Origin of the sequence: Maribellus comscasis, assembly GCF_009762775.1 — a bacterium.
Taxonomy (GTDB): Bacteria; Bacteroidota; Bacteroidia; order Bacteroidales; family Prolixibacteraceae; genus Draconibacterium; species Draconibacterium comscasis.
Window position 1 is genome coordinate 7,634,357 of sequence record NZ_CP046401.1, and the last position, 20,173, is coordinate 7,654,529.

Here is a 20,173-nt window from a genome sequence, read left to right on the forward strand (position 1 = left end):
AATTTACTGTTTTTTATTCACTATAAATGTTTCGTTTTTTTCTCATCGATTCACCCATCAGCTCAATCCTGTGCGATTGATGGATCAACCGGTCAAGTATGGCATCGGCAATCGTTTTCTCCCCGATTATTTCATACCACTTACTAACGGGCAGCTGTGATGTTACAAGCATAGATCCTTTATTGTGCCTATCTTCAATTAACTCTAACAGAGCTATCCGGTTTTGGCTATCTAAGGGTTGCAGGCCAAAGTCATCGAGTATTATTAACTGATGCCTGGCCATTTTTGCAAGTTCTTTGAGATAAGATCCATCGGCTTTTGCCATTTTTAGTTTAGAAAACAGCTTGGTTGTATTAAAGTACAAAACCCTGTATCCCTCGATACAGGCCTGATACCCTAAGGCTGTTGCAATGTAGCTTTTGCCGGCACCGGTGCTGCCCGATATTAATACATTCTCGTTTTTATTAATAAAATCGCATTCAGCCAGTCTTAACAGTTTTGTCCGATCGATATTTCTTGTATGTTCGTACACCACGTTTTCAATGGTTGCTTTATAGTGGAACCTTGCATTTTTTATCAATCGCTCTATCTTGCGGTTGTTGCGATCGTCCCACTCGGCATCTGTTATCATCGATACAAACTGGTCGATGGTGTAATCATCGGTTTTACCTGTTTCGACAGCTGTTTTAAAAGCCCCATGCATACCATGGAGCTTCATCTGTTTCATTCGTGTTAATGTTACTTCGTTCATTGTTTTTTACTTTATCAGCTGTAATATTTTCCTCCCCTTATGTTGTTATGAAAAGGAAGTTCCGGTTCGTCCGGTTTTTCATCATCAAGTTTATCCAACCCTTTTTCCAGTATCTTTTGTATGATTTTGTAGTTGTAAACCTGATGTTCCAATGCACGTTTACACGCATTGGCAAGCCTTTCTTCCCCAACCTTTTTGGCAAAAGCCAATACGCCCATACAGCTTTTATAGGATTGTTCAGGGTGTTGTTTTCTTTCCAGCACATTGATTATAAATTCCTTTACACTCTCGTCAATTGAAGCTGCCCAGTTGATAAAACGCTGCGGTGTCCAGTCGGTAACAAACTGGTGTGTTGTTGCCAGGTGGTCTTTGTTTGTGGTGTAGAAGTATTTACGTCCATCTCTTTTGTGCAAAGCTATGCGGTTGTATTTATGGTATATTTCAACGGTTTTTGATGTAAACACCAGCTTTACCTTCTTCTTTAAATACTGACACGGAACGCTGTAATAATGTTTGTCTTTGCTTAACAGCACGTGCCCGTTCATGGCTACGGTGGCTATTGCTATTTCTTTAATCTCGTATTTTTCTACAGGTAATGCGGTAAGCTTGCCTTTTTCGTCTTCAACGAATAATTGATACCGGGACGTTGGCCTGCCGGTTAACTTTTTGTTGTTATGCTTGTCCAGTTCATCCCAAATTGCACTGTTAAGCTCTTCTAAACTGTAAAAATCTTTGCCGCGCAAGGCCGGATATATTCTTTGGTATAATATCTTGACTGCTCCTTCTGCCAGTGACTTGTCCCGGGGACGGTAAGCCCGAGCCGGAAGAACTGTTGTACCGTAATGTTCGGCAAAGTCCATAAACGTTTCGTTAATGGTAGGTTCAAACCGGCTGCTTTTGGTTACGGCAGACTTTAGGTTATCAGGGACAATAGCTGCAGGAACTCCCCCGTAAAAGTGCAGTGCATTTTCAACCGAAGCAACAAAGTCTTCTTTTTGTTGGCTCGGTGAGGCTTCTGCATAGGTGTATTGACTGGCCCCCAGTATGGCAACAAAAAACTGTACCTCTTCAATCTCGCCTGTTTCTTTATTGATAATTTCCAGGGTTTTGCCAGCGTAGTCAATAAACATCTTATCGCCTGCTTTATGCTCCATATGCATTACCGGGTTAACCTTTTTATTCCAACGCAGGTAGTGGGCTTTAAACTGGCTTAGTTTTAGTCCATCGGGATGTTTTTCATAATATTCTTCCCACATCAGCTGTTTGGTAACGCCGGTCTTTTTTAATTCACGCTCCATGTAGGGAAAGAAGTTATAAACCTTTTTTAGCTTTGGGGAAAGAACATCTTCGGTATCCCTGCTAAAGATCTTTTCCAGCTCGGAATCACTCTTCTTATCAATATCATCAATTGTAAGGTTTAACACCTTGTATAGAGCGATATACTTCTTGACCGTATTGCGTGAAAGGCCCAGGTACCTACTGATAAATTGCTTTGCTTTTCCCTGGTGGTGTAACTGAATGACTTTTCTTACTTTACTCATGTCGATTAATTTATTAGCCATGTTTTCATATTAATTTGTTTAAATCAGTATGAAATTATGGCTTCGACAGAAGTAAAATCAATCTCTTTTGGTGGGTGGTCACTTTAGTCCGGCGCTGGTGGTCAATTTGCTCCGGCACGCGGTGGTCAGTTTAAACTGGCGAGGGTGGTCATTTTATTCCGGCCTGGGGTGGTCAGTTTGACCGTTTTTTCCGGACTACCATAAATGAATGGGTAAAAAAGTACAACCGGAAAGATTTAATGAACACAAGAATTCTAGTGGAAACAGAAGGAGAAACATCCCGACTGAAAGCCTTGCAAAAGGAAATCAAGCAACTAAAAGAGTTGTTAATTAAGAAAGACCTCGACAAATTGGCCCTGGACTCATATCTGGAAGTGGCAGCAGAAAAACTGGGGTACAAGAACGTGGATGAGTTAAAAAAAAATTTAAACATCAAGCCCTGATGAAGGCTGCTGCGATTACGAAACAAACAGCTATAGCAAGCATGTCAAAAGTATGTGCTTGCTTTAACCTTAAGCGCGATGCATACTATAAATACCAGCAACGGTGGAAACGGTATAAGTCCGTTGAATCACGGGTAATAGAGCTTGTAAAAGAAGAACGTAAAATGCAGCCAAGGGTTGGTGTACGCAAGTTATACGAAACCTTGCTGCCATCTTTTAAATCTACACATATCAAGGTAGGTAGGGACTCGCTATTTGATATCCTAAGGGCTAATAATATGTTGGTAAAAAGGAAGAGGGCTTATGCTAAAACAACCAACTCCTACCACCATTTCCACAAATACAACAACCTGATAAAAGAGGTGCAGGTTACAAAGCCCAACCAGGTGTGGGTCTCGGACATAACCTATATCCGGACTGTGAAAGGCTTTTGCTACCTGGCCCTTATAACGGACATGTATTCACGGAAGATAATCGGGCATGACCTCAGCGATTCGCTGGAGCTGGCGGGGTGCCTACGGGCCCTCCGAAAGGCCCTGTGGCACACAAAGCCAGCGGCCGGGCTTATACACCACTCCGACAGGGGTGTGCAGTATTGCAGCCATATGTATGTAAATGAACTAAAAAGAAAAGCATAAAAATCAGTATGACTGAAGAAAAACATTGTTATGAAAATGCTATTGCAGAAAGGGTAAACGGAATATTGAAAGACGAGTTCTACCTCGACCAATGCTTCTTTTCAACTGCTCATGCAAAACGGGCAACAAAAAGTGCAATTAAAGTTTACAATAATAAAAGGCTTCATGTATCTTTAAGGTACAAAACACCAAATACCGTGTTTTATAATGTAGCTTAACACAATGTTTAACCTGTAGCCGTATTCTAGGACTAGACATGGTAAAAGCAACCGATTACAATATAGATTCATCTATAAAAAAAACTAAAACAATGAAAACAACATTTGCCTTTTTATTTATTGCTGTTATTCTATTAACCGGTTGTGATAAAAGCGAGATTGATTTTGACCGAAAACTTACAGATGGATTTTGTATTGTATCAGGTAGTAAAGTGGTAATAAACCATAATGACATTGATTATTATGATTATTCAACCCACTTGATTTATTTGAAAAATAATAAATCGTTTGCAGATGATATTGAAGGTATTGGAGGTTTTTCGGTTTATGCCGATGGAAATGAAATTTATTCAGGTCAAACACAACCCGGATATTCTTCATTTTTACCGATTGGTTCTGTTGTTATCAATACTCATCCTTCTTTTTATGCAGACTATATAATTCCGATAAGCTTTCTGTTAGTAAGAGATACATCGGGAAATGTTTCACCTGACCCAAGAGAAGATGAAAGAATAATTAATGCCTTAAAAAAATATGACCAATTTTATGCCGGATTAGATTGCGAAATTAAATCAATTCATTATTCATCTTCTAATAATGTAAAAGTTGAATTGCAACTAAAAAACAATGACCCTTTCAATTATTACTACTTAGACCCAGACAAAATGGGAATTGGACTATTTCATTATTTTACTAATGGACTATTTATTGGAAACTTAGGAAACTATTATGAATTTTCGCATAAAGAACAACATATTCAACCCGAATCAAATAAATCATGGAAAAAAGAATGGATGTCAATTATAAATGGCAATGAAACAAAAACGATTACAATAGTTTATAATAACTTTGAGGAAGTGCCAAATGGTCAATACAATGCAACATTTATGTTTCCCGGACTTAGTCAAGTTGACAAAAAAGATGTTGTTCAGAATGATGGACAGATTTGGTTAGGAAAACTTTATATGAGTAAGGAAATTACAATAGAATAAAACCACGAAAACCTAACAAATTGTAAATTGCATTGCGGGGTTCGTGGTGTGTCGTACGCCGGATTCTCGCAACATCGTTCCGTCCTACCGGACAGGAATGAGCTCCGAAATCCGCAACGACAACTTACAAGTGACCGTTAGGCTTAATATTAATGAAAAGACTCATCCAAATAATAGCAGTATTAATGATGCTTGTTTCCTGTAACGGACACAATAGAAAGACCGTGGTTTTGAATGGATTTCAAAATCAAGAAACTGTAATATACAGTACCTCGAATATTGACTATTATTTGGGCTACGATGATTTAGTGAATTATTGTAAAAAAGAAGATAATGGAGAACCCAATGATTTTACATTTAGGCAAATAATTGTCTATTTAGAAAGTTACTCCGACAAACCTGTTTTGATTCCCGACACGCTGGGGACAAAATTAGAAATGGAAAGTAAAGTTCTATTCACAGAAAGTGACTCACTAATTAGAATCCGAGACCAAGAACATCCATACGCCTATTTAACAGGAGAGTTAAGATGGATTATTATTGATTTCGCAAAAAAAGGAAAACTGAAAATACACGTGAATGAGATGGACTCATTTGTTGACACTATCATAGTTGACAGAGTTGAGAACAAGGATTATGGCGAGACAAATTTGACATTTACGAACGATTCAATTTTCTTTTCACAATTGAGAGATGGATACGATAAAAAAAATACTAAGCCTAACAAATTGTAATATGGCAGGCGGGGGTTTTAGCGGTCTGACAAGTCAGACCTTGCGCCCACTTTACTGCCGGTCTGACAGGATTTCTTGTGGAAATCCCGCCCGACCACATACAAGTGACCGTTAGGCTTTATTCGCCACATAAGCACTTCCAGATTAGAAAAACAAATAAAATTATCTAACCTTCCAGAGCTTATTAAATCCTGTTGCTAACGTAAAAATGGGGTGCGAAAATGAGCTAAAAAATGATAAATTTGAGTAAATCTTAAACAACTGAAAATCAGAGACTAAATTTTACGTTAGTCAGAATTAGAAAATCGGACAAGTTCAATAATATAATTACTAACTAAAAACTATATTATGAAAACACAAAAACGCATTCTTAGTAAGTTATGTTCAATTCTAATAATTGTTTTTTTTACTCAGTCATTATATTCACAAGGCGTAGTTTGTAGAGAAGTAACAATCTCTGGAACGAAGAATTTAGAATCTAAAGGGAAAAAACTAATAACAGGTCTTACAACAGGTGACTCTTTTGATAAAATGAAGGTATATATTACTTATGAAACGCTTGCAATTCCAAACAGCAGCAATCCAAGTACATTGATATATGTTTATTCTAATTACAAAACACTTGGGACTGATTATGCAACAAAAATTTTCTACAACATTGATGAGATAGGATTAAATATTTATGACTATTGTAGAAACTTAGTCTTTCACAATACATTTTATCCTGAAACAATTGAATTATCCTCATTATTAAAAAAATCAATAAAAACAGATATTTCATTTTATTTGGATAACAGAATTTTTTCTCATCCTGAGTTAAAATATATCGATTTAAACGGTGCTCAAAAAATATACTTATCAAATAGTAACGGGAATCTCATATCTGATGGATACAATACAGTCATTCTTCAAAAGGAGTTAAAGGAGATGGGATTCTACAAAGGTAAAATAGATGGTTTAAAAGGTGGAAAAACCAGTATCGCAATTAATGATTATAAGAAAGCATTGAAATTGGATAAATATAATTCTAGGTTTACAATTAATGAGGATTTACACCACGCTAAATTCGATGATTCGGATGACTTTTTGAAATACATCGAAGAAAATGACAATATTTTAGAATTTGAAATTTGCCTGACTGATAATGGAGAACTTAGTGTATCAGGTGCCAACGACTTAATGTCAATTGAGATTTCAACAAGCGGACAATTAAAGTTGACTTTAACGGATGGAACAAATTCATATGATTTCAAAATCATTGAGGGGCAAAAAGTAGAAAGTAATGAAGGGTGTCAAATTGAAAGGAAGATATGTTTTTCCAAGAGGATAAAGAGAAGTTATACTTTAAAATGTGGAAATAATAGTATTGAAACATTAGCAAATGGTACTATCAAATTATCATCAGGAAATTTTTCATCAACATTCTAATAACACCCCATAACATTTTGTACAAGTAATGGCAGGCGATGTGGTAAATATCAAGGTTTGTAGCCCGCTCAAACTGCGTAGCGGTTTGACTGGGATTTACCACGCAATCTGCCACTACTCATACAATTTACCGTTATAGCCAATGTTAAAATGAGGAATTCCTAAAAAAATATTCTTGCTCAAAAGTAAATTATTATTTACTTTTGAGGGTGACTTAGAAAAATTATAATAAATGAAATGTTCAGAATTATTCCGGCTCTTGAAAAAAGATGGCTGGTATCCTATTTCACAAAAAGGCTCGCATGTAAAAATGAAACACGACCAAAAGGATGGAATAATAATTTTCCCAAATCATGGAAGCCAAGAAGTTGGAAAGGGACTTGAGAAAAAAATTCTGAAAGATGCAGGAATAACAATTTAAAAACAGGAATTATGAAAAATTATAAGAAAAAAATCAAAATAACAGTTGAAAAAACAAAGACTGGTTTTTCGGCATATTCCGAGGAATACCCAATATTTACAACTGGTAGAACTATTCCTGAATTAATAAATAATGCACTCGAAGCAACCCAGTTACATTTTGAGGATGAATATGAAGTTTCACACGAGAATTTAAAATTTGAGATTGACTTCGCTCAATTCTTCCAATATTACAAAGTGCTAAATGCAAAATTTCTTGCAGAAAAAATAGGCATGAATCCTACGCTATTGTCTCAATATGTGCAAGGACACAAAAAGCCATCGGAAAACCAAACAGAAAAAATTTTAAGTGGAATTCATCAAATTGGACAGGAATTATCTGAAATGAATCTGATTTATAGAAGTTAAAAGTCAGGCAATTAAAGTTTAAATAACCTGTATTTAAATAGAAAGCGCAATGGGTATTCGTGAAGTAAAAAACAATCTTAAAAACTTAGATAAAAAACAACTCATTGACTTGATAGGTGAATTATACAAAAAGAATAAATCAGTTAAGGAATACTTTGATTTTTACGTAAATCCTAATGAAAATGAGCTATTGTCAAAATATCGTGATAAAGTATTCGAAACATTCTTTCCTAAAAGAGGATTTGGCTATAACTTGAAAGAGGGCAAAAAAGCTATAAGTGATTTCAAAAAACTTGGCGTATCCAATGATAGTTTAGCTGACTTAATGCTCTTTTATGTTGAAACAGGAGTAGAATTTACAAATGACTTTGGAGATATAAATGAAAGTTTTTATTCAAGTCTGGAAAAGACTTACGAACAAGCTTTGAATTTGATGTATGAAAATGGAGTACTTGAAAAATTTGCGAGCAGAGCCCAAAAAGTAATGTCAGATACAAGTGATATCGGATGGGGTTTCCATGATTATATTGCCCAAGTTTACATTGATTTTTACGCTGACTATTTGGAAAATAACTGAAGAAAAAAATAAAACACTGGCTATAACAAAGTGCAAATGTAATGCGGGCGGGCGTGGTATTCCAGCGTTTTCGCATTGTTCAACCACCGCCAATCCGTCTTTGACGGATGACGGTTTAAAAATAATGTTTAACTAAAAGCCGGCTTGGCTACGTGCGGGTTTGACAGGAAACCGTTTCAAAATCCCGCACTCCACTTGCACCAACCGTTATAGCCAATTCCCCACATAAGCACATCCAGAATAGAGTTCAAATAATTTACTCTATTCTTTCCGAGCCAATTAACTACTGTTGCTAACGCGTGTTGCTCTCCGAATGAAACTTCTGCTATTTTTGACCAGACCCTTTGTGTAACCGATTTTTTAAATGGTGCTTTTAAAGCCCGTGGCGCATTCTGGTTGAAATGAAAAAAGCCCTTGAAGTCCAATTTCAAAGGCCTGTTGATAATTACAGTGGTGGTGCCGATTGGCAACCCCGTTCTGAATAATTTTCGATTCAAATATACATTTCCTTAGGGTCATTAAAAAAACTAAAAATGAAATTATGCCAAGGAAAAAGAAAATTGAAATGGAAGTGGTAAACCACAATGCAGCTGGAATCGATGTGGGAAGCAAATCTCATTTTGTTGCAGTGGGACAAGCACTGGAGGATGTGAAAGAATTTGGTGTTTACGCAGAAGATTTGATTAAACTATGCGAATGGTTGTTGTCATACGGAATCACTACTGTAGCAATGGAATCGACAGGTGATTACTGGCAAAACCTCTACGTAGAGTTGCAAAAACACGGAATTGAAGTGATCCTGTGCAATGGAAAGTTTACAAAACATGATGTACCAACCGTTAGGTTTAATTTTGGAAAAAGAATTGCAGCATAAACAATTATGACTATTTTTGATAATATCAAATGATAGTATCAAAGAAATAAACTATGAAACCACCATACGAAATAACAAGTAAGATTTTAAACTTAATTGCTTCTATATCTGAAAAAATCGGAGAAGTAAATGCTGCTCATTTATACAAACCTCCTACTGAATTAAGAAAAAGAAATCGGATAAAAACAATTCAGTCTTCATTGGAAATTGAAGGAAATACCTTGACTATTGAGCAAATCACAGACCTCCTTGACAATAAAAGAATTCTTGCTCCGAAAAAAGATATTTTAGAAGTCAAAAATGCAATCAAGGTTTATAATCAACTAAATAAATTCAAGGTTTACGAATTGAAATTTTTGTGTAAAGCACATGAGATTCTAATGAAAGATTTGATTGAAAATCCGGGAAAACTTAGAACCGGTTCAGTAGGGATTGTAAAGGGCAGCGATATCGCCCACATCGCGCCACCCGGAGAAATGGTTCATTCTTTAATGACCGATTTATTTGAATACCTCAGAAACGACAACGATTTAATTCTTATAAAAAGCTGTGTATTTCATTACGAATTTGAGTTTATTCACCCATTCATAGACGGCAATGGTAGAATGGGAAGACTTTGGCAAACCATGATTTTAAAGGAACACTCCCCTGTTTTTGAATTTCTCCCGATTGAAAGTTTAGTAAAATTAAGACAACAAGAATATTATAATGTCCTCGGAAAATCAGACAAACAAGGAGCTTCTACTTCATTTATTGAATTCATGCTGGAAATTATACAAGATGCTTTGGAAGAATTGCTAAAAGTTCAAAATATAAACTTAACAAACAATGACAGAATTTTGAATTTTAAAGAAATAATTGGCGCGAAAGAATTTTCAAGACAAGATTATTTAAGGGCATTTAAAAATATATCTCAAGCAACTGCAAGTAGAGACTTGAAAGTTGCTGTTGACGATGGAATTATTGAGAAACGGGGTGACAAAAGAACAACAAAATATAAATACAAATAAAAAAAGTAAACAACCACGCCCAGAGGACGTGGCTTTGGGATAACCCCTAAAAGGGGATAAAATACCTTTACCCTCAAAGAAGGTAAAAGTTTGTTGTCTCCGCATTTATTAATACTACTACTGTCCTTCTCTTTTATCTTGGTTCTCTTGAAATTTCACATATCTCTTTATCATTTCGGCATCCAAACCAACTGTATCAACACAGTAGCCTTTCGACCACAAATGATTGCCCCAATAAGGCTTTTGTTTCAAGTATTTGAACTTGTTAAATACACGGATTGCTGTCCGACCCTTCAAAATGCCCATCAAATCTGATATGGAAACTTTGGGCGGAACCATTACCAATAAGTGTACATGGTCAAACTGTACATTGAGTTCTTCAATTGTGCAGCCTTTCTGACCAGAAAACATTCGTATGCAGTTTTCAACTTCATTTTTTATTTCTCCTTCCAAAATTCTATACCTATATTTAGGTGTCCATACAATATGGTAGGTACAATGCCATACTGCATGTGATAACTTTTTAAATCGACTCATTGTTCTTTCTGTTTGTTGCGGACACAACTTTGGAAAGTAAGCAATGAGTCCTTTATTGGCAAACCCGTAAAACGGCTCTGACCACGTTCAGAGAACGTGGGTTTTCAATTTGAACTAAACCTAACACGTGGTATAAGTCATGGCTGGGTTTGTACGGATTCGACAAGTCGAATCTCGTCCCAACCTCGTTTTCGGTCGGACACTCAGACTCTCGTCTGACCGCCACGACCTCATACCACCACCGTTATGGGCAAGGTTGACCCGTCCTAATGGCTATTCTGGTTCGTTTTGTGCCACCGATTTCGGAGTGGTTTGTGCCACTGATTTCGGTTCAAACTGTGCCACCGGGTAGCTAAAAAGCGGATAATTTTCGGCTCGTTTTGTGCCACTCCGGTCAGGTCCGGTTACTCTAACGGTTCGTTTTGTGCCACTTTGGGAGATCAGTTAAAACATGCTATATCGCAGATTTTTTCTGGATATGGCAAACAAACTTGATCCGATGGATTTAAAACAGATTTTATCGTTGCACAACGAGGGTTTAAGCAACCGGCAGATTGGCGATCTTTTGAGTATTTCGCGCAACACAGTCAACAATTACATCAAGCTGGCAAAGTCCAGCGATTACAGTATCAGGGAAATGCTGACAATGGATCCTCACCAGTTGGGGGAACTTTTTACAGCACACACTACACTTATTACCAACCGGTACGACGAGCTGATGGCCTGGTTCGACAAAGTAAACCAACAACGTAACCACCCCGGGTTTACTTTTATGTACCATTACCAGGAATACCAGGGCCAGGTTTCCAATCCGTACAGTTATACCCAGTTTATGGAACATTACCACCGAAAATACGACCAGGTGAAAGGTTCTATGAAACTGGAGCATGAAGCCGGAAGGGAGATGTACATTGATTTTGCAGGCAAAAAATTACATATCATTAATAAAGAAACCGGAGAGCTTATCCCGGTAGAAGTCTTTGTCGCTTTGCTGCCCAACAGCCAGTACGCCTATGTTACAGCTTGCTTAAGCCAAAAACGCGAAGACCTTATTTCTTGTACGGCTCGTGCCCTTTCATTCTTTGGCGGTGTGCCCAAAGCTATTGTATCGGACAATTTAAAATCGGCAGTTACCCGTGCAAGCAAGTACGAACCAGAGATAAACCGGACGTTCAAAGATTTTGCCCGTCATTACGGATGTGTTATCAACCCAACACGCAGCTATGCCCCACAAGACAAAGCATTGGTCGAAAACGCCGTTAACCTCGCCTACCAGCGTATTTATTATCCCTTAAGGGATATGGACTTCTTTTCGCTCGAAGATCTGAACCGTGAGATCAGAAAACTTTTAAAAGGATATAATAACTTGTTGTTTCAGAGAAAACAAGCCAGCCGCCGGGAACTTTTTCAATCAGTGGAACGTGCTTACCTTAAACCACTACCCGACACTGCTTACCAGTTGAAAGATTACCGCAGGGCAAAAGTCCAGAAGATTGGCTATGTCTATTTTTCTACCGAGAAAAGTTATTACAGTGTCCCTTACCGGTACATCGGGAAATCAACACTTATCCATTATACCGCATCCACCGTAGAAGTGTATTATAACCACCAGCGTATTGCCCTCCACAAACGTAATTACACCAGGGGAAGTTACAATACTATCAAAGAGCATTTGAGCAGTACCCATAAAGCATATTCTGAATGGAACCCGGATTTTTTTAGAAGGATAGCTTCCAAACATGGCCCCAACGTGTTGGCAGTTATAGACCAGTTGGTCAGTAACTGTGACTACCCTGAGCCAGTCTATAAACGGGCAATGGGCATTATCCAGCTCCATCGGTCTTATGGTTCCCTGCGTTTAGACAATGCCTGTAAAAGAGCCTTGCTTGTCGAAACTTATTCCCTTAGGCGCATTAGCAATATCCTTAAAAACAATATGGATACACTTCCTTTCCCGGAAGAAAACACCAATGTCCCGCACATTCCTGCACACAACAATTTGCGCGGGGCAGCGGCTTATAAATAACTCTAAAATTTTTAATATGAACAACAATCAGACAGTTGAGAAACTAAGGCAGATGCGTATTGGCGCAATGGCCGACCTGCATTTGCAACATGTAAAAAACAATGGTTTACAAGAGCTCACCCCCGATGAGTACCTGGCCCTGCTTACTGACCATGAATGGGAAAGCAGGCAGAACCAGAAAATACAAAGGCTTTTAAAACAAGCAGCTTTCCGCCAAAAAGCAAGCGTGGAAGAAGTGCGTTTTGCCCCATCGCGTAACCTCGACCGAAACATGTTTAACCGCATTGCAACACTCGACTTTATCAACCGTAAAGAAAACCTGATAATCACCGGGGCATCGGGCGTTGGTAAAAGTTACCTGGCCCAGGCATTGGGGCACCAGGCTTGTTTTAACGGATTAAAAACTTTGTATACAAACACAGCACGTTTGTTTGCAAGGATGAAGCTGGCTAAAACTGACGGTACTTACCTGAAAGAACTGAACAAGCTGCAGAAAACAAGCCTGTTGATCCTCGATGATTTTGGCTTACAGGCACTGGACAACCACAGTCGTGAAGCATTAATGGATATTATCGACGACAGGTACAACAAAACTTCAACAATTGTTGTGTCCCAGATTCCGGTTTCTGTATGGTACGATATTATCGGTGAAGGTACTATTGCCGATGCAATCCTTGACCGGATTGTTAACTCATCTCACCGGTTCGACCTAAAAGGAGAATCCTTGAGAAAAGGAATTTTAAAGAATCAAGATTAATTTTTTTGTATAATTGTACCATCTCTCAAAGTGGCACGGTTTCAACCGAAAAGTGTGGCATGGTCAGACCGAAATAACCACCTAAAAAAAGGCTACACAAAATGTAGCAAATATGTATAAAAATGATGGTATCTTAAGAAGATACAGCGAGGGGTTCAAACTCAAAATTTTAGCCGAACTTAGTACAGGAAAATATTCCAAGAGAGAACTAGGGGACATTTATGGCGTTAACCGGACTACCATAAATGAATGGGTAAAAAAGTACAACCGGAAAGATTTAATGAACACAAGAATTCTAGTGGAAACAGAAGGAGAAACATCCCGACTGAAAGCCTTGCAAAAGGAAATCAAGCAACTAAAAGAGTTGTTAATTAAGAAAGACCTCGACAAATTGGCCCTGGACTCATATCTGGAAGTGGCAGCAGAAAAACTGGGGTACAAGAACGTGGATGAGTTAAAAAAAAATTTAAACATCAAGCCCTGATGAAGGCTGCTGCGATTACGAAACAAACAGCTATAGCAAGCATGTCAAAAGTATGTGCTTGCTTTAACCTTAAGCGCGATGCATACTATAAATACCAGCAACGGTGGAAACGGTATAAGTCCGTTGAATCACGGGTAATAGAGCTTGTAAAAGAAGAACGTAAAATGCAGCCAAGGGTTGGTGTACGCAAGTTATACGAAACCTTGCTGCCATCTTTTAAATCTACACATATCAAGGTAGGTAGGGACTCGCTATTTGATATCCTAAGGGCTAATAATATGTTGGTAAAAAGGAAGAGGGCTTATGCTAAAACAACCAACTCCTACCACCATTTCCACAAATACAACAACCTGATAAAAGAGGTGCAGGTTACAAAGCCCAACCAGGTGTGGGTCTCGGACATAACCTATATCCGGACTGTGAAAGGCTTTTGCTACCTGGCCCTTATAACGGACATGTATTCACGGAAGATAATCGGGCATGACCTCAGCGATTCGCTGGAGCTGGCGGGGTGCCTACGGGCCCTCCGAAAGGCCCTGTGGCACACAAAGCCAGCGGCCGGGCTTATACACCACTCCGACAGGGGTGTGCAGTATTGCAGCCATATGTATGTAAATGAACTAAAAAGAAAAGCATAAAAATCAGTATGACTGAAGAAAAACATTGTTATGAAAATGCTATTGCAGAAAGGGTAAACGGAATATTGAAAGACGAGTTCTACCTCGACCAATGCTTCTTTTCAACTGCTCATGCAAAACGGGCAACAAAAAGTGCAATTAAAGTTTACAATAATAAAAGGCTTCATGTATCTTTAAGGTACAAAACACCAAATACCGTGTTTTATAATGTAGCTTAACACAATGTTTAACCTGTAGCCGTATTCTAGGACTAGACATTTTCGTTCGCTCTCCGATTGACAAATACGGATTTATTTCATATTTTTACACGTACAAATATTTTATTGAGTTATGGATACAAAATTGACATTAAAACTAGATAAGTTCGTAATTGAGAGAGCTAAAAAATATGCTGCAACTAATAAGAGAAGTCTTTCGAGATTGATAGAAGCCTATTTAAAATCTTTGACAAAGGACAATCCGGAGGGCAATCTTAATGACGAGGATTTTGAAATTTCTCCGTTCGTTAAAAGTTTAGCGACAGGACCTCAAATTCCTTTAGATATAGATATTAAAAGTGATTACAACGATTTTCTAAATCAAAAATATAAATGAGAGACAAATTATTTTTAGATACCAACGTTGTAATTGACCTCTTGGGCAACAGACAACCATTTTTGACTCTATTGCAAAAATAGCAACTCTCGCAGACAAGAAAAAATTAGATTTAGCTATCTCTGCTCTATCCTACTCAACTATTTTTTATATTCTTTCAAAGTACGAGAAAACTGATTTAGTTAAAGACAAACTTCATAAACTAAAGATTATTTGTGACACTGTTGACTTAACTGACAAAATTATTGAGAAAGGTCTTGTTTCAAACTTCACAGATTTTGAAGATGCATTACAATATTATTCTGCCTTAAATGCTGATTGTAAAATCATAATTTCTAGAAATGGGAAGGATTTTAAAGAGTCTGATATTCCTGTAATGACAGCTGATGAATATTTATCTAGCTTAAAGACAAAATAAAAATACACCTAACATTTTGTAAATTGCAGTGCGGCGGCAGTTAATCTTGTTGTCAATGCACATTTCTGGGCACCTTCAGCAGTAAAGGTCTTCGGACAAAATCGGGTAAAATCTCCTTGATATTTTTTCCCGATTTTGATAAAAGAATCTCTTTTTTTTGTGTCGATTGATTTTATGACGAAAAAAGGCCGGAATTGGGCATAGTTTTCCCATTTGCCTAAAGATTTTGAATAAATTGATTTGATTTTAGGCAGCTTGTTTTTGGAGCGCCATTTTTCGGGCTATCCTAACTGCATTTGCTGTATGTACACCAAAGAAAATCCAGAGTTCTTCATTTTTCCGGGTCATGGCCCTTATTTTCTTTAAGCCGTAGTGTTCTTTTTCTGTTCCAAAGCTTCCTTCCATTCGCGTGGCTCTTTCTTTACGAAGTACAGAATGAAGTATTTTCCGGTGCTGTTCATGTTTTCCTGCCCTTCCTTTTCGTTTAAACCCATGGATGATATTCTCTTTCCTGCACCAGGTGCGGTTGGCATTGGTGGCATAAATATCATCGCCCGAAAGGTGTGTTGGTTTACCTACCAGCTGGCGACCGTAACGCACAGATTGCTTAAGCCTTATCCCCTCATGAAAAGCGCTGAAGCTTATGTGCTCGATAAAATTAATCCCTCCAAATTGTATCATATTTACCTTGGCTCCAAATTCAACAGGTTTAACTTCTTTTCCTCGTACAATTGGCCGGATATAAGCTTTTGAAAGGCTGACTATACGGTCGGGTACACTTTTACCTGTATCAAAAATTTCTTGTTGTTGAGATAATACCGTGGTAATTATTTTGATTTGGCGATAATATCTGGCTGGCATGGTAAATTCATAAAGATAGTTCTGCTGGGTTTCTTCCAGTAAAAACAATAATTTCCCCAGTAAGTGCAGCAGGCTCCGGGTAAGTATTCTACGCTGCTTTTTCGATTTCCTGCGCTTTCGGCTGTAGTGACTATACCTTTCTTTTTGCTTGAGATATTTGGTTCGGGGTGTTCGTATCTTTAAATACTTACAGCTTAATTTCAATTGACCGTAACACCAGTCTACACTTTCCCACAGTAGTTTTATATTGGTTGGGTAACGCATCGAAGTTTCGTAACATGTTGCATCGGTAAGCATAATGTTGGGATGTTCAATAAAGGGTTTCCAATGTTTTGCCAATATTTTTTGAGCTTCACTAATAGCTAACCTTGATGACAAAAAAGTACGTATCTGGCTGACAATTTTATAATTGGTAAGCCTTTCACCTTGTAGCCAGATGTCACAAAAAAGCTGAAAGTGGATATTGCCGTTTAAGTGCTCAATTAGTTTTCGGTCTGAACACCCCACATAAGACTTAAGGAACATCAATGCAATCATTCCCCCGGGACTAAAAAAACGGGAAGGTCCTTTCTTATTTTCTTTGATTTTAAAATGCCGGACTAAATCATCCCAGGGTAAGGAGACATAGAGTTTACCAATTTCAGATGTTAAAAATGATTTCCAGTAAAGAGAAAATTCCTGACGTGGTGAATTAAAATTAATTTCAAGGGGCGTTTCATAAATTCTTTGTACTTTCACAATTAAGGATTTTGAAAATTACCCCGATTTTTGGCGATTCAGGCCTTTTTCGGGGTTTTTCTTAAAAATAACAAAACCTATCGTATTTATTGTCAATAGGTTTTGATACTTATGAACATCCCTTTCTGGATCGTCATGTCCGCAAGCGGACGCTGACGCTCTGCAAAATCCGCCCCGACAACATGTACCAACCGTTATGTTTCATTATGAAAGCCAGTGGGTTATAAAACAGCCACGATTACGGGATTTTGAACCAATAAAATGTTCTTTGAAAGGAATTGAAATTAAAAAAGCCAAACAGTAATTTTGGCTTCCAGTCGTTGAAACGGTAGTCACCGTTGAAGACTTGCTTCAGGACGTGTGCGAACGTCAGCAACGACTGAGTGAAGTTCGGGATTTTAAATGACAAAGTCAAGTTTTTTAAACACGAACTTTCTGAATTTCAATGGATGGCAGGTAATACATTTTACATAAATTCAAAAAAAGTAGTAATTTTAGTGGAGTTTTTTTGAATTGAACAATCAATTTAAAATTTAAATAAAAAGCCAAACAGAGAAAAATTTTAAACCGTTAAAGACTTAAAATCCCAACAATACAGGGAACAATCCTTATACCAGTATAAAGTTAATACCCTGTATTTTAAAGTGGCTGTTTGGCTGGGCGGACTGGTTTCACAACGCCCGTTTTTAAATTGGGAAAAATGGATAATTTAAAAAACGTAAACATAACAATATGTCATATTGCATACCGGGGACAGCAAATCCCCGGACGCCGGTTCACGCGCATTTTTCCCTTTCTCAGGAAAGGGAATCAGCACGCAAACCGGTACGCAACATACACTTTACGTTAGCACCCATGCTGAAAGAAAACCAAAATGACACTGAGTAAAAACTTTTTACATAAAAAACCCGATTTCATAAAACTATCAAGATTCAGACTGATAGTTGGAGGAATCTTAGGACTGCTTTATTCATTTTCCTTTTACTCATTCCTTTATATCATGAGAGAATCATTTAGGATAGTTTCCATTACCGAAAAATATGATTTGTGGGTTCTTACAGACAAAGAGGTAAATTTTTACAATCTCTTCTTTGCATTTTTATCTGTAATAATTGGACAATCAGTTTGCTTCGTTTTCTGGTTTGACCAACCTAAAAAGATATTTGGGATTCGTAATCACAGAAAGACAGCAATTGTAAACGACCAAAGATTTTTAAACTGGTATTTTTTAAGTTGGTTTTCAAAATTGGCGGTGGTTTTTGGACTCTTTTTCGGATTCACATTTCATGGAAGCTGGCATGTTTTCAGCCTCTATCCTGACTATAACTATGTATTTATTCTTATTATAATCACACTATTCCTTCAAACCTGGAATACAATAAGGTCAACTTACATTCGCAAAAGTTTAAAGTGGTTGTTTGTTTCAATAATATTTGTTTCAGTTCTTTCATTCGGCTTATCAAAGATAAACCTGACAAATTATAACGTCATTAATAAAAGTATTCTCAGTAAAAACATTCATTATCGATATAAACTCGACCTTCCGTTTTCAGCAATTTATGAAAGACCAGAAAAACTTTCCTTAATTGAGGATATTTATGTTGTGTTCTCTAAAGATGATAAGGAAAGTTCTAAACCAATTATAGTAGCTGATAATAAGAGAATTCCATCAGATAGTTTGCATTTCAAAATCCATGATTGGCAATCAATGAGAGACGAGATTGAAATTCCTTTTATGGTTTATCGTCTTTACATTCATTGTGATGTTAAAATGGATTTTATAAATAAATTAAAAACAGAACTATCAAAATCAGGGATTTATCGCATTTCATATGCTGTAATTCCATCCAATGCCGACTTTGACACTCAGTACTATCCAGATGTATCATTTCCGACAAGAATACCCAAATGGTATTCAGATATGACTAAACTGAATGAAATTGAACAGGAAATAAATGAAACACCCAATATCATTCAAATAAAACAAAGTGTAAATGGCATAATTACGGTTAACGAAAATGCAGTTGAAATTGCAAAGTTGAAACCGACAATAAAGCGTTTGATAAAAAATAACCCAGACTATTTAATCAAATATTATATCAATGACAGCATAAATTTTTCCAGTTATTTTACGGTTTTATCAAAATCAACAGAAGCAATACACGAACTTAGAGAAGAATATTTAAAATGGAATTATGCGCAAAAATATGACTGGCTTAATTATGAGGAGCAAAAAGAAGTTCGAGAGAAATACCCGCTGAGAATATTAGAATTGACAACAGAAATGATAAAGAAAATTGAAAATGAATAAAACACGGGGTGCTAACACAGTACATATTGCAGGGCGGGGTTCGGTGGTACGCCAACTGCGGATTCTCGTTTCGCAGTTCCGTGTCCTCCGGACAGGAACGCTCTTCGAAATCCGCAACGACAACTTACAAGTGACCGTTAGCGGTAATAATGAAATCCTCAAAATGTGATTTAACAAAATGACATGTTACTAATAGGATAAAGTGAATTCACAAAACGATTTTGAAACCTAAAAGTAACATCATGAAATAATGACTGACGATAATAGAAAAACACAATTTGTTTCTGATTTTGAAAAAAATATCGGAATCATTTTAAAAATATCAAGGGCATATACAAATACTACTCACGACAGAGAAGATTTGATTAATGATATTGCACTGGAATTATGGAAAGCCTATCCCAAATTTAATGGAGACTCAAAAATATCGACCTGGTTTTATCGCATTGCGTTGAATGTTTCACTGAATTATAAAAGGAAAAAGAAACCGGACATAATGTTGTATCACGAAGTAAATCAAATCAATGTTTCAGATTGGCTAAACAAAGAAGAAGACAATGAACAGATTGATTTATTGTATGAATGCATTGACAATTTGAATGAATTTAACAAGGCGATAATTATACTTTATCTTGACGGCAACTCACACGAGGAGATTTCGATGATTACGGGAATTTCGAAAACAAATGTTGGGACTCGGATTAGCCGTATAAAAGAACAATTAAAAGAAATTGTAAATCAAAAAAACTAAAAT

At 37.1% G+C, this 20,173-nt stretch carries 25 protein-coding genes; 20 read left to right on the forward strand and 5 right to left on the reverse strand.

Annotated features, from left to right (window positions below; translation table 11 throughout):
* Positions 1 to 13: 13 nt before the first annotated feature.
* Entirely contained in the window at positions 14 to 751 is a 738-nt protein-coding gene (gene istB, locus GM418_RS30700; protein ID WP_158862095.1) for an IS21-like element helper ATPase IstB, read from the reverse strand.
* A 14-nt stretch (positions 752 to 765) separates the two neighbouring features.
* Positions 766 to 2,313, reverse strand: a complete 1,548-nt coding sequence (gene istA, locus GM418_RS30705) for an IS21 family transposase (protein ID WP_158872126.1) — start codon at positions 2,311 to 2,313, stop codon at positions 766 to 768.
* A gap of 239 nt (positions 2,314 to 2,552) precedes the next feature.
* Here istA (GM418_RS30705) and GM418_RS30710 point away from each other — a divergent pair, with 239 nt between their 5' ends.
* From GM418_RS30710 to GM418_RS30750, 9 genes are all read left to right on the forward strand, one after another.
* Positions 2,553 to 2,756 (forward strand): hypothetical protein, encoded by a 204-nt coding sequence (locus GM418_RS30710; RefSeq protein WP_217447654.1) that lies wholly within the window; start codon positions 2,553 to 2,555, stop codon positions 2,754 to 2,756.
* A complete protein-coding gene (locus GM418_RS30715; protein WP_158872116.1) occupies positions 2,756 to 3,394 on the forward strand; it encodes an IS3 family transposase in 639 nt (212 codons plus the stop codon). The genes GM418_RS30710 and GM418_RS30715 overlap by 1 nt, the downstream gene beginning before the upstream one ends.
* 8 nt (positions 3,395 to 3,402) lie before the next feature.
* Positions 3,403 to 3,612 carry an integrase core domain-containing protein gene (locus GM418_RS30720; RefSeq protein ID WP_158872118.1) on the forward strand — a complete coding sequence of 70 codons (210 nt, stop codon included), beginning with the start codon at positions 3,403 to 3,405 and terminating at the stop codon, positions 3,610 to 3,612.
* Between the two features lie 92 nt (positions 3,613 to 3,704).
* Complete coding sequence (locus GM418_RS30725; protein WP_158872128.1) at positions 3,705 to 4,604, forward strand: hypothetical protein; 900 nt, start codon at positions 3,705 to 3,707, stop codon at positions 4,602 to 4,604.
* A 152-nt stretch (positions 4,605 to 4,756) separates the two neighbouring features.
* Positions 4,757 to 5,338, forward strand: coding sequence for a hypothetical protein (locus GM418_RS30730; protein ID WP_158872130.1), 582 nt, complete (start codon positions 4,757 to 4,759; stop codon positions 5,336 to 5,338).
* A gap of 348 nt (positions 5,339 to 5,686) precedes the next feature.
* The gene (locus GM418_RS30735; protein ID WP_158872132.1) at positions 5,687 to 6,766 is read left to right on the forward strand and encodes a peptidoglycan-binding domain-containing protein; all 1,080 of its coding nucleotides are present in this window, start codon (positions 5,687 to 5,689) and stop codon (positions 6,764 to 6,766) included.
* A 232-nt stretch (positions 6,767 to 6,998) separates the two neighbouring features.
* Positions 6,999 to 7,187: a type II toxin-antitoxin system HicA family toxin gene (locus tag GM418_RS30740; protein ID WP_158872134.1), complete on the forward strand. Its 189-nt coding sequence runs from the start codon at positions 6,999 to 7,001 to the stop codon at positions 7,185 to 7,187.
* An 11-nt stretch (positions 7,188 to 7,198) separates the two neighbouring features.
* Positions 7,199 to 7,594: a type II toxin-antitoxin system HicB family antitoxin gene (locus GM418_RS30745; RefSeq protein ID WP_158872136.1), complete on the forward strand. Its 396-nt coding sequence runs from the start codon at positions 7,199 to 7,201 to the stop codon at positions 7,592 to 7,594.
* A gap of 49 nt (positions 7,595 to 7,643) precedes the next feature.
* Positions 7,644 to 8,171 carry a DUF6155 family protein gene (locus GM418_RS30750; RefSeq protein ID WP_158872138.1) on the forward strand — a complete coding sequence of 176 codons (528 nt, stop codon included), beginning with the start codon at positions 7,644 to 7,646 and terminating at the stop codon, positions 8,169 to 8,171.
* 176 nt (positions 8,172 to 8,347) lie between these two features.
* On the opposite strand, the gene GM418_RS30755 is transcribed toward GM418_RS30750, so the two are convergent.
* Positions 8,348 to 8,668, reverse strand: coding sequence for a hypothetical protein (locus tag GM418_RS30755; protein WP_158872140.1), 321 nt, complete (start codon positions 8,666 to 8,668; stop codon positions 8,348 to 8,350).
* A gap of 44 nt (positions 8,669 to 8,712) precedes the next feature.
* Between GM418_RS30755 and GM418_RS30760 the strand changes: the two genes are divergently transcribed.
* Together GM418_RS30760 and GM418_RS30765 are read left to right on the forward strand one after the other, a co-directional pair.
* Positions 8,713 to 9,045, forward strand: a complete 333-nt coding sequence (locus tag GM418_RS30760; RefSeq protein ID WP_158872142.1) for an IS110 family transposase — start codon at positions 8,713 to 8,715, stop codon at positions 9,043 to 9,045.
* Between the two features lie 53 nt (positions 9,046 to 9,098).
* The gene (locus GM418_RS30765; RefSeq protein WP_158872144.1) at positions 9,099 to 10,055 is read left to right on the forward strand and encodes a Fic family protein; all 957 of its coding nucleotides are present in this window, start codon (positions 9,099 to 9,101) and stop codon (positions 10,053 to 10,055) included.
* Positions 10,056 to 10,172: 117 nt separating this feature from the next.
* On the opposite strand, the gene tnpA is transcribed toward GM418_RS30765, so the two are convergent.
* Positions 10,173 to 10,592, reverse strand: coding sequence for an IS200/IS605 family transposase (gene tnpA, locus GM418_RS30770; protein WP_158872146.1), 420 nt, complete (start codon positions 10,590 to 10,592; stop codon positions 10,173 to 10,175).
* Positions 10,593 to 11,070: 478 nt separating this feature from the next.
* On the opposite strand from tnpA, the gene istA (GM418_RS30775) reads away from it, so the two are divergent.
* From istA (GM418_RS30775) to GM418_RS32210, 7 genes are all read left to right on the forward strand, one after another.
* The gene (gene istA, locus GM418_RS30775; RefSeq protein ID WP_158867300.1) at positions 11,071 to 12,618 is read left to right on the forward strand and encodes an IS21 family transposase; all 1,548 of its coding nucleotides are present in this window, start codon (positions 11,071 to 11,073) and stop codon (positions 12,616 to 12,618) included.
* 16 nt (positions 12,619 to 12,634) lie between these two features.
* Positions 12,635 to 13,375, forward strand: coding sequence for an IS21-like element helper ATPase IstB (istB, locus tag GM418_RS30780; RefSeq protein ID WP_158867302.1), 741 nt, complete (start codon positions 12,635 to 12,637; stop codon positions 13,373 to 13,375).
* A 112-nt stretch (positions 13,376 to 13,487) separates the two neighbouring features.
* Positions 13,488 to 13,859: a transposase gene (locus GM418_RS30785; protein WP_119350741.1), complete on the forward strand. Its 372-nt coding sequence runs from the start codon at positions 13,488 to 13,490 to the stop codon at positions 13,857 to 13,859.
* Positions 13,859 to 14,497 (forward strand): IS3 family transposase, encoded by a 639-nt coding sequence (locus tag GM418_RS30790; RefSeq protein WP_158872116.1) that lies wholly within the window; start codon positions 13,859 to 13,861, stop codon positions 14,495 to 14,497. The genes GM418_RS30785 and GM418_RS30790 overlap by 1 nt, the downstream gene beginning before the upstream one ends.
* 8 nt (positions 14,498 to 14,505) lie before the next feature.
* Complete coding sequence (locus GM418_RS30795; RefSeq protein WP_158872118.1) at positions 14,506 to 14,715, forward strand: integrase core domain-containing protein; 210 nt, start codon at positions 14,506 to 14,508, stop codon at positions 14,713 to 14,715.
* A 112-nt stretch (positions 14,716 to 14,827) separates the two neighbouring features.
* Entirely contained in the window at positions 14,828 to 15,091 is a 264-nt protein-coding gene (locus tag GM418_RS30800; RefSeq protein ID WP_158872148.1) for a DUF6364 family protein, read from the forward strand.
* A 70-nt stretch (positions 15,092 to 15,161) separates the two neighbouring features.
* Positions 15,162 to 15,509: a type II toxin-antitoxin system VapC family toxin gene (locus GM418_RS32210; RefSeq protein WP_425482389.1), complete on the forward strand. Its 348-nt coding sequence runs from the start codon at positions 15,162 to 15,164 to the stop codon at positions 15,507 to 15,509.
* A 246-nt stretch (positions 15,510 to 15,755) separates the two neighbouring features.
* On the opposite strand, the gene GM418_RS30805 is transcribed toward GM418_RS32210, so the two are convergent.
* Entirely contained in the window at positions 15,756 to 17,108 is a 1,353-nt protein-coding gene (locus tag GM418_RS30805; protein WP_217447505.1) for a transposase, read from the reverse strand.
* Between the two features lie 874 nt (positions 17,109 to 17,982).
* On the opposite strand from GM418_RS30805, the gene GM418_RS30810 reads away from it, so the two are divergent.
* Both GM418_RS30810 and GM418_RS30815 read left to right on the forward strand, forming a co-directional pair.
* Positions 17,983 to 19,419 (forward strand): hypothetical protein, encoded by a 1,437-nt coding sequence (locus tag GM418_RS30810; RefSeq protein WP_158872150.1) that lies wholly within the window; start codon positions 17,983 to 17,985, stop codon positions 19,417 to 19,419.
* A 250-nt stretch (positions 19,420 to 19,669) separates the two neighbouring features.
* On the forward strand, positions 19,670 to 20,170 hold the full coding sequence (locus tag GM418_RS30815; RefSeq protein WP_158872152.1) for an RNA polymerase sigma factor: 501 nt from the start codon (positions 19,670 to 19,672) through the stop codon (positions 20,168 to 20,170).
* Positions 20,171 to 20,173: the final 3 nt, after the last annotated feature.

Coding starts and splice junctions, on each gene's coding strand:
- GM418_RS30710 (WP_217447654.1), top strand. CDS start 2,553: ATGAACACAAGAATTCTAGTGGAAACAGAAGGAGAAACATCCCGACTG.
- GM418_RS30730 (WP_158872130.1), top strand. CDS start 4,757: ATGAAAAGACTCATCCAAATAATAGCAGTATTAATGATGCTTGTTTCC.
- GM418_RS30715 (WP_158872116.1), top strand. CDS start 2,756: ATGAAGGCTGCTGCGATTACGAAACAAACAGCTATAGCAAGCATGTCA.
- GM418_RS30735 (WP_158872132.1), top strand. CDS start 5,687: ATGAAAACACAAAAACGCATTCTTAGTAAGTTATGTTCAATTCTAATA.
- istB (WP_158867302.1), top strand. CDS start 12,635: ATGAACAACAATCAGACAGTTGAGAAACTAAGGCAGATGCGTATTGGC.
- GM418_RS30725 (WP_158872128.1), top strand. CDS start 3,705: ATGAAAACAACATTTGCCTTTTTATTTATTGCTGTTATTCTATTAACC.
- tnpA (WP_158872146.1), bottom strand. CDS start 10,592: ATGAGTCGATTTAAAAAGTTATCACATGCAGTATGGCATTGTACCTAC.
- GM418_RS30745 (WP_158872136.1), top strand. CDS start 7,199: ATGAAAAATTATAAGAAAAAAATCAAAATAACAGTTGAAAAAACAAAG.
- GM418_RS30795 (WP_158872118.1), top strand. CDS start 14,506: ATGACTGAAGAAAAACATTGTTATGAAAATGCTATTGCAGAAAGGGTA.
- GM418_RS30750 (WP_158872138.1), top strand. CDS start 7,644: ATGGGTATTCGTGAAGTAAAAAACAATCTTAAAAACTTAGATAAAAAA.
- GM418_RS30800 (WP_158872148.1), top strand. CDS start 14,828: ATGGATACAAAATTGACATTAAAACTAGATAAGTTCGTAATTGAGAGA.
- istB (WP_158862095.1), bottom strand. CDS start 751: ATGAACGAAGTAACATTAACACGAATGAAACAGATGAAGCTCCATGGT.
- GM418_RS30760 (WP_158872142.1), top strand. CDS start 8,713: ATGCCAAGGAAAAAGAAAATTGAAATGGAAGTGGTAAACCACAATGCA.
- istA (WP_158872126.1), bottom strand. CDS start 2,313: ATGGCTAATAAATTAATCGACATGAGTAAAGTAAGAAAAGTCATTCAG.
- GM418_RS30810 (WP_158872150.1), top strand. CDS start 17,983: ATGACACTGAGTAAAAACTTTTTACATAAAAAACCCGATTTCATAAAA.
- GM418_RS30765 (WP_158872144.1), top strand. CDS start 9,099: ATGAAACCACCATACGAAATAACAAGTAAGATTTTAAACTTAATTGCT.
- GM418_RS30785 (WP_119350741.1), top strand. CDS start 13,488: ATGTATAAAAATGATGGTATCTTAAGAAGATACAGCGAGGGGTTCAAA.
- GM418_RS30720 (WP_158872118.1), top strand. CDS start 3,403: ATGACTGAAGAAAAACATTGTTATGAAAATGCTATTGCAGAAAGGGTA.
- GM418_RS30815 (WP_158872152.1), top strand. CDS start 19,670: ATGACTGACGATAATAGAAAAACACAATTTGTTTCTGATTTTGAAAAA.
- GM418_RS30740 (WP_158872134.1), top strand. CDS start 6,999: ATGAAATGTTCAGAATTATTCCGGCTCTTGAAAAAAGATGGCTGGTAT.
- GM418_RS30790 (WP_158872116.1), top strand. CDS start 13,859: ATGAAGGCTGCTGCGATTACGAAACAAACAGCTATAGCAAGCATGTCA.
- istA (WP_158867300.1), top strand. CDS start 11,071: ATGGCAAACAAACTTGATCCGATGGATTTAAAACAGATTTTATCGTTG.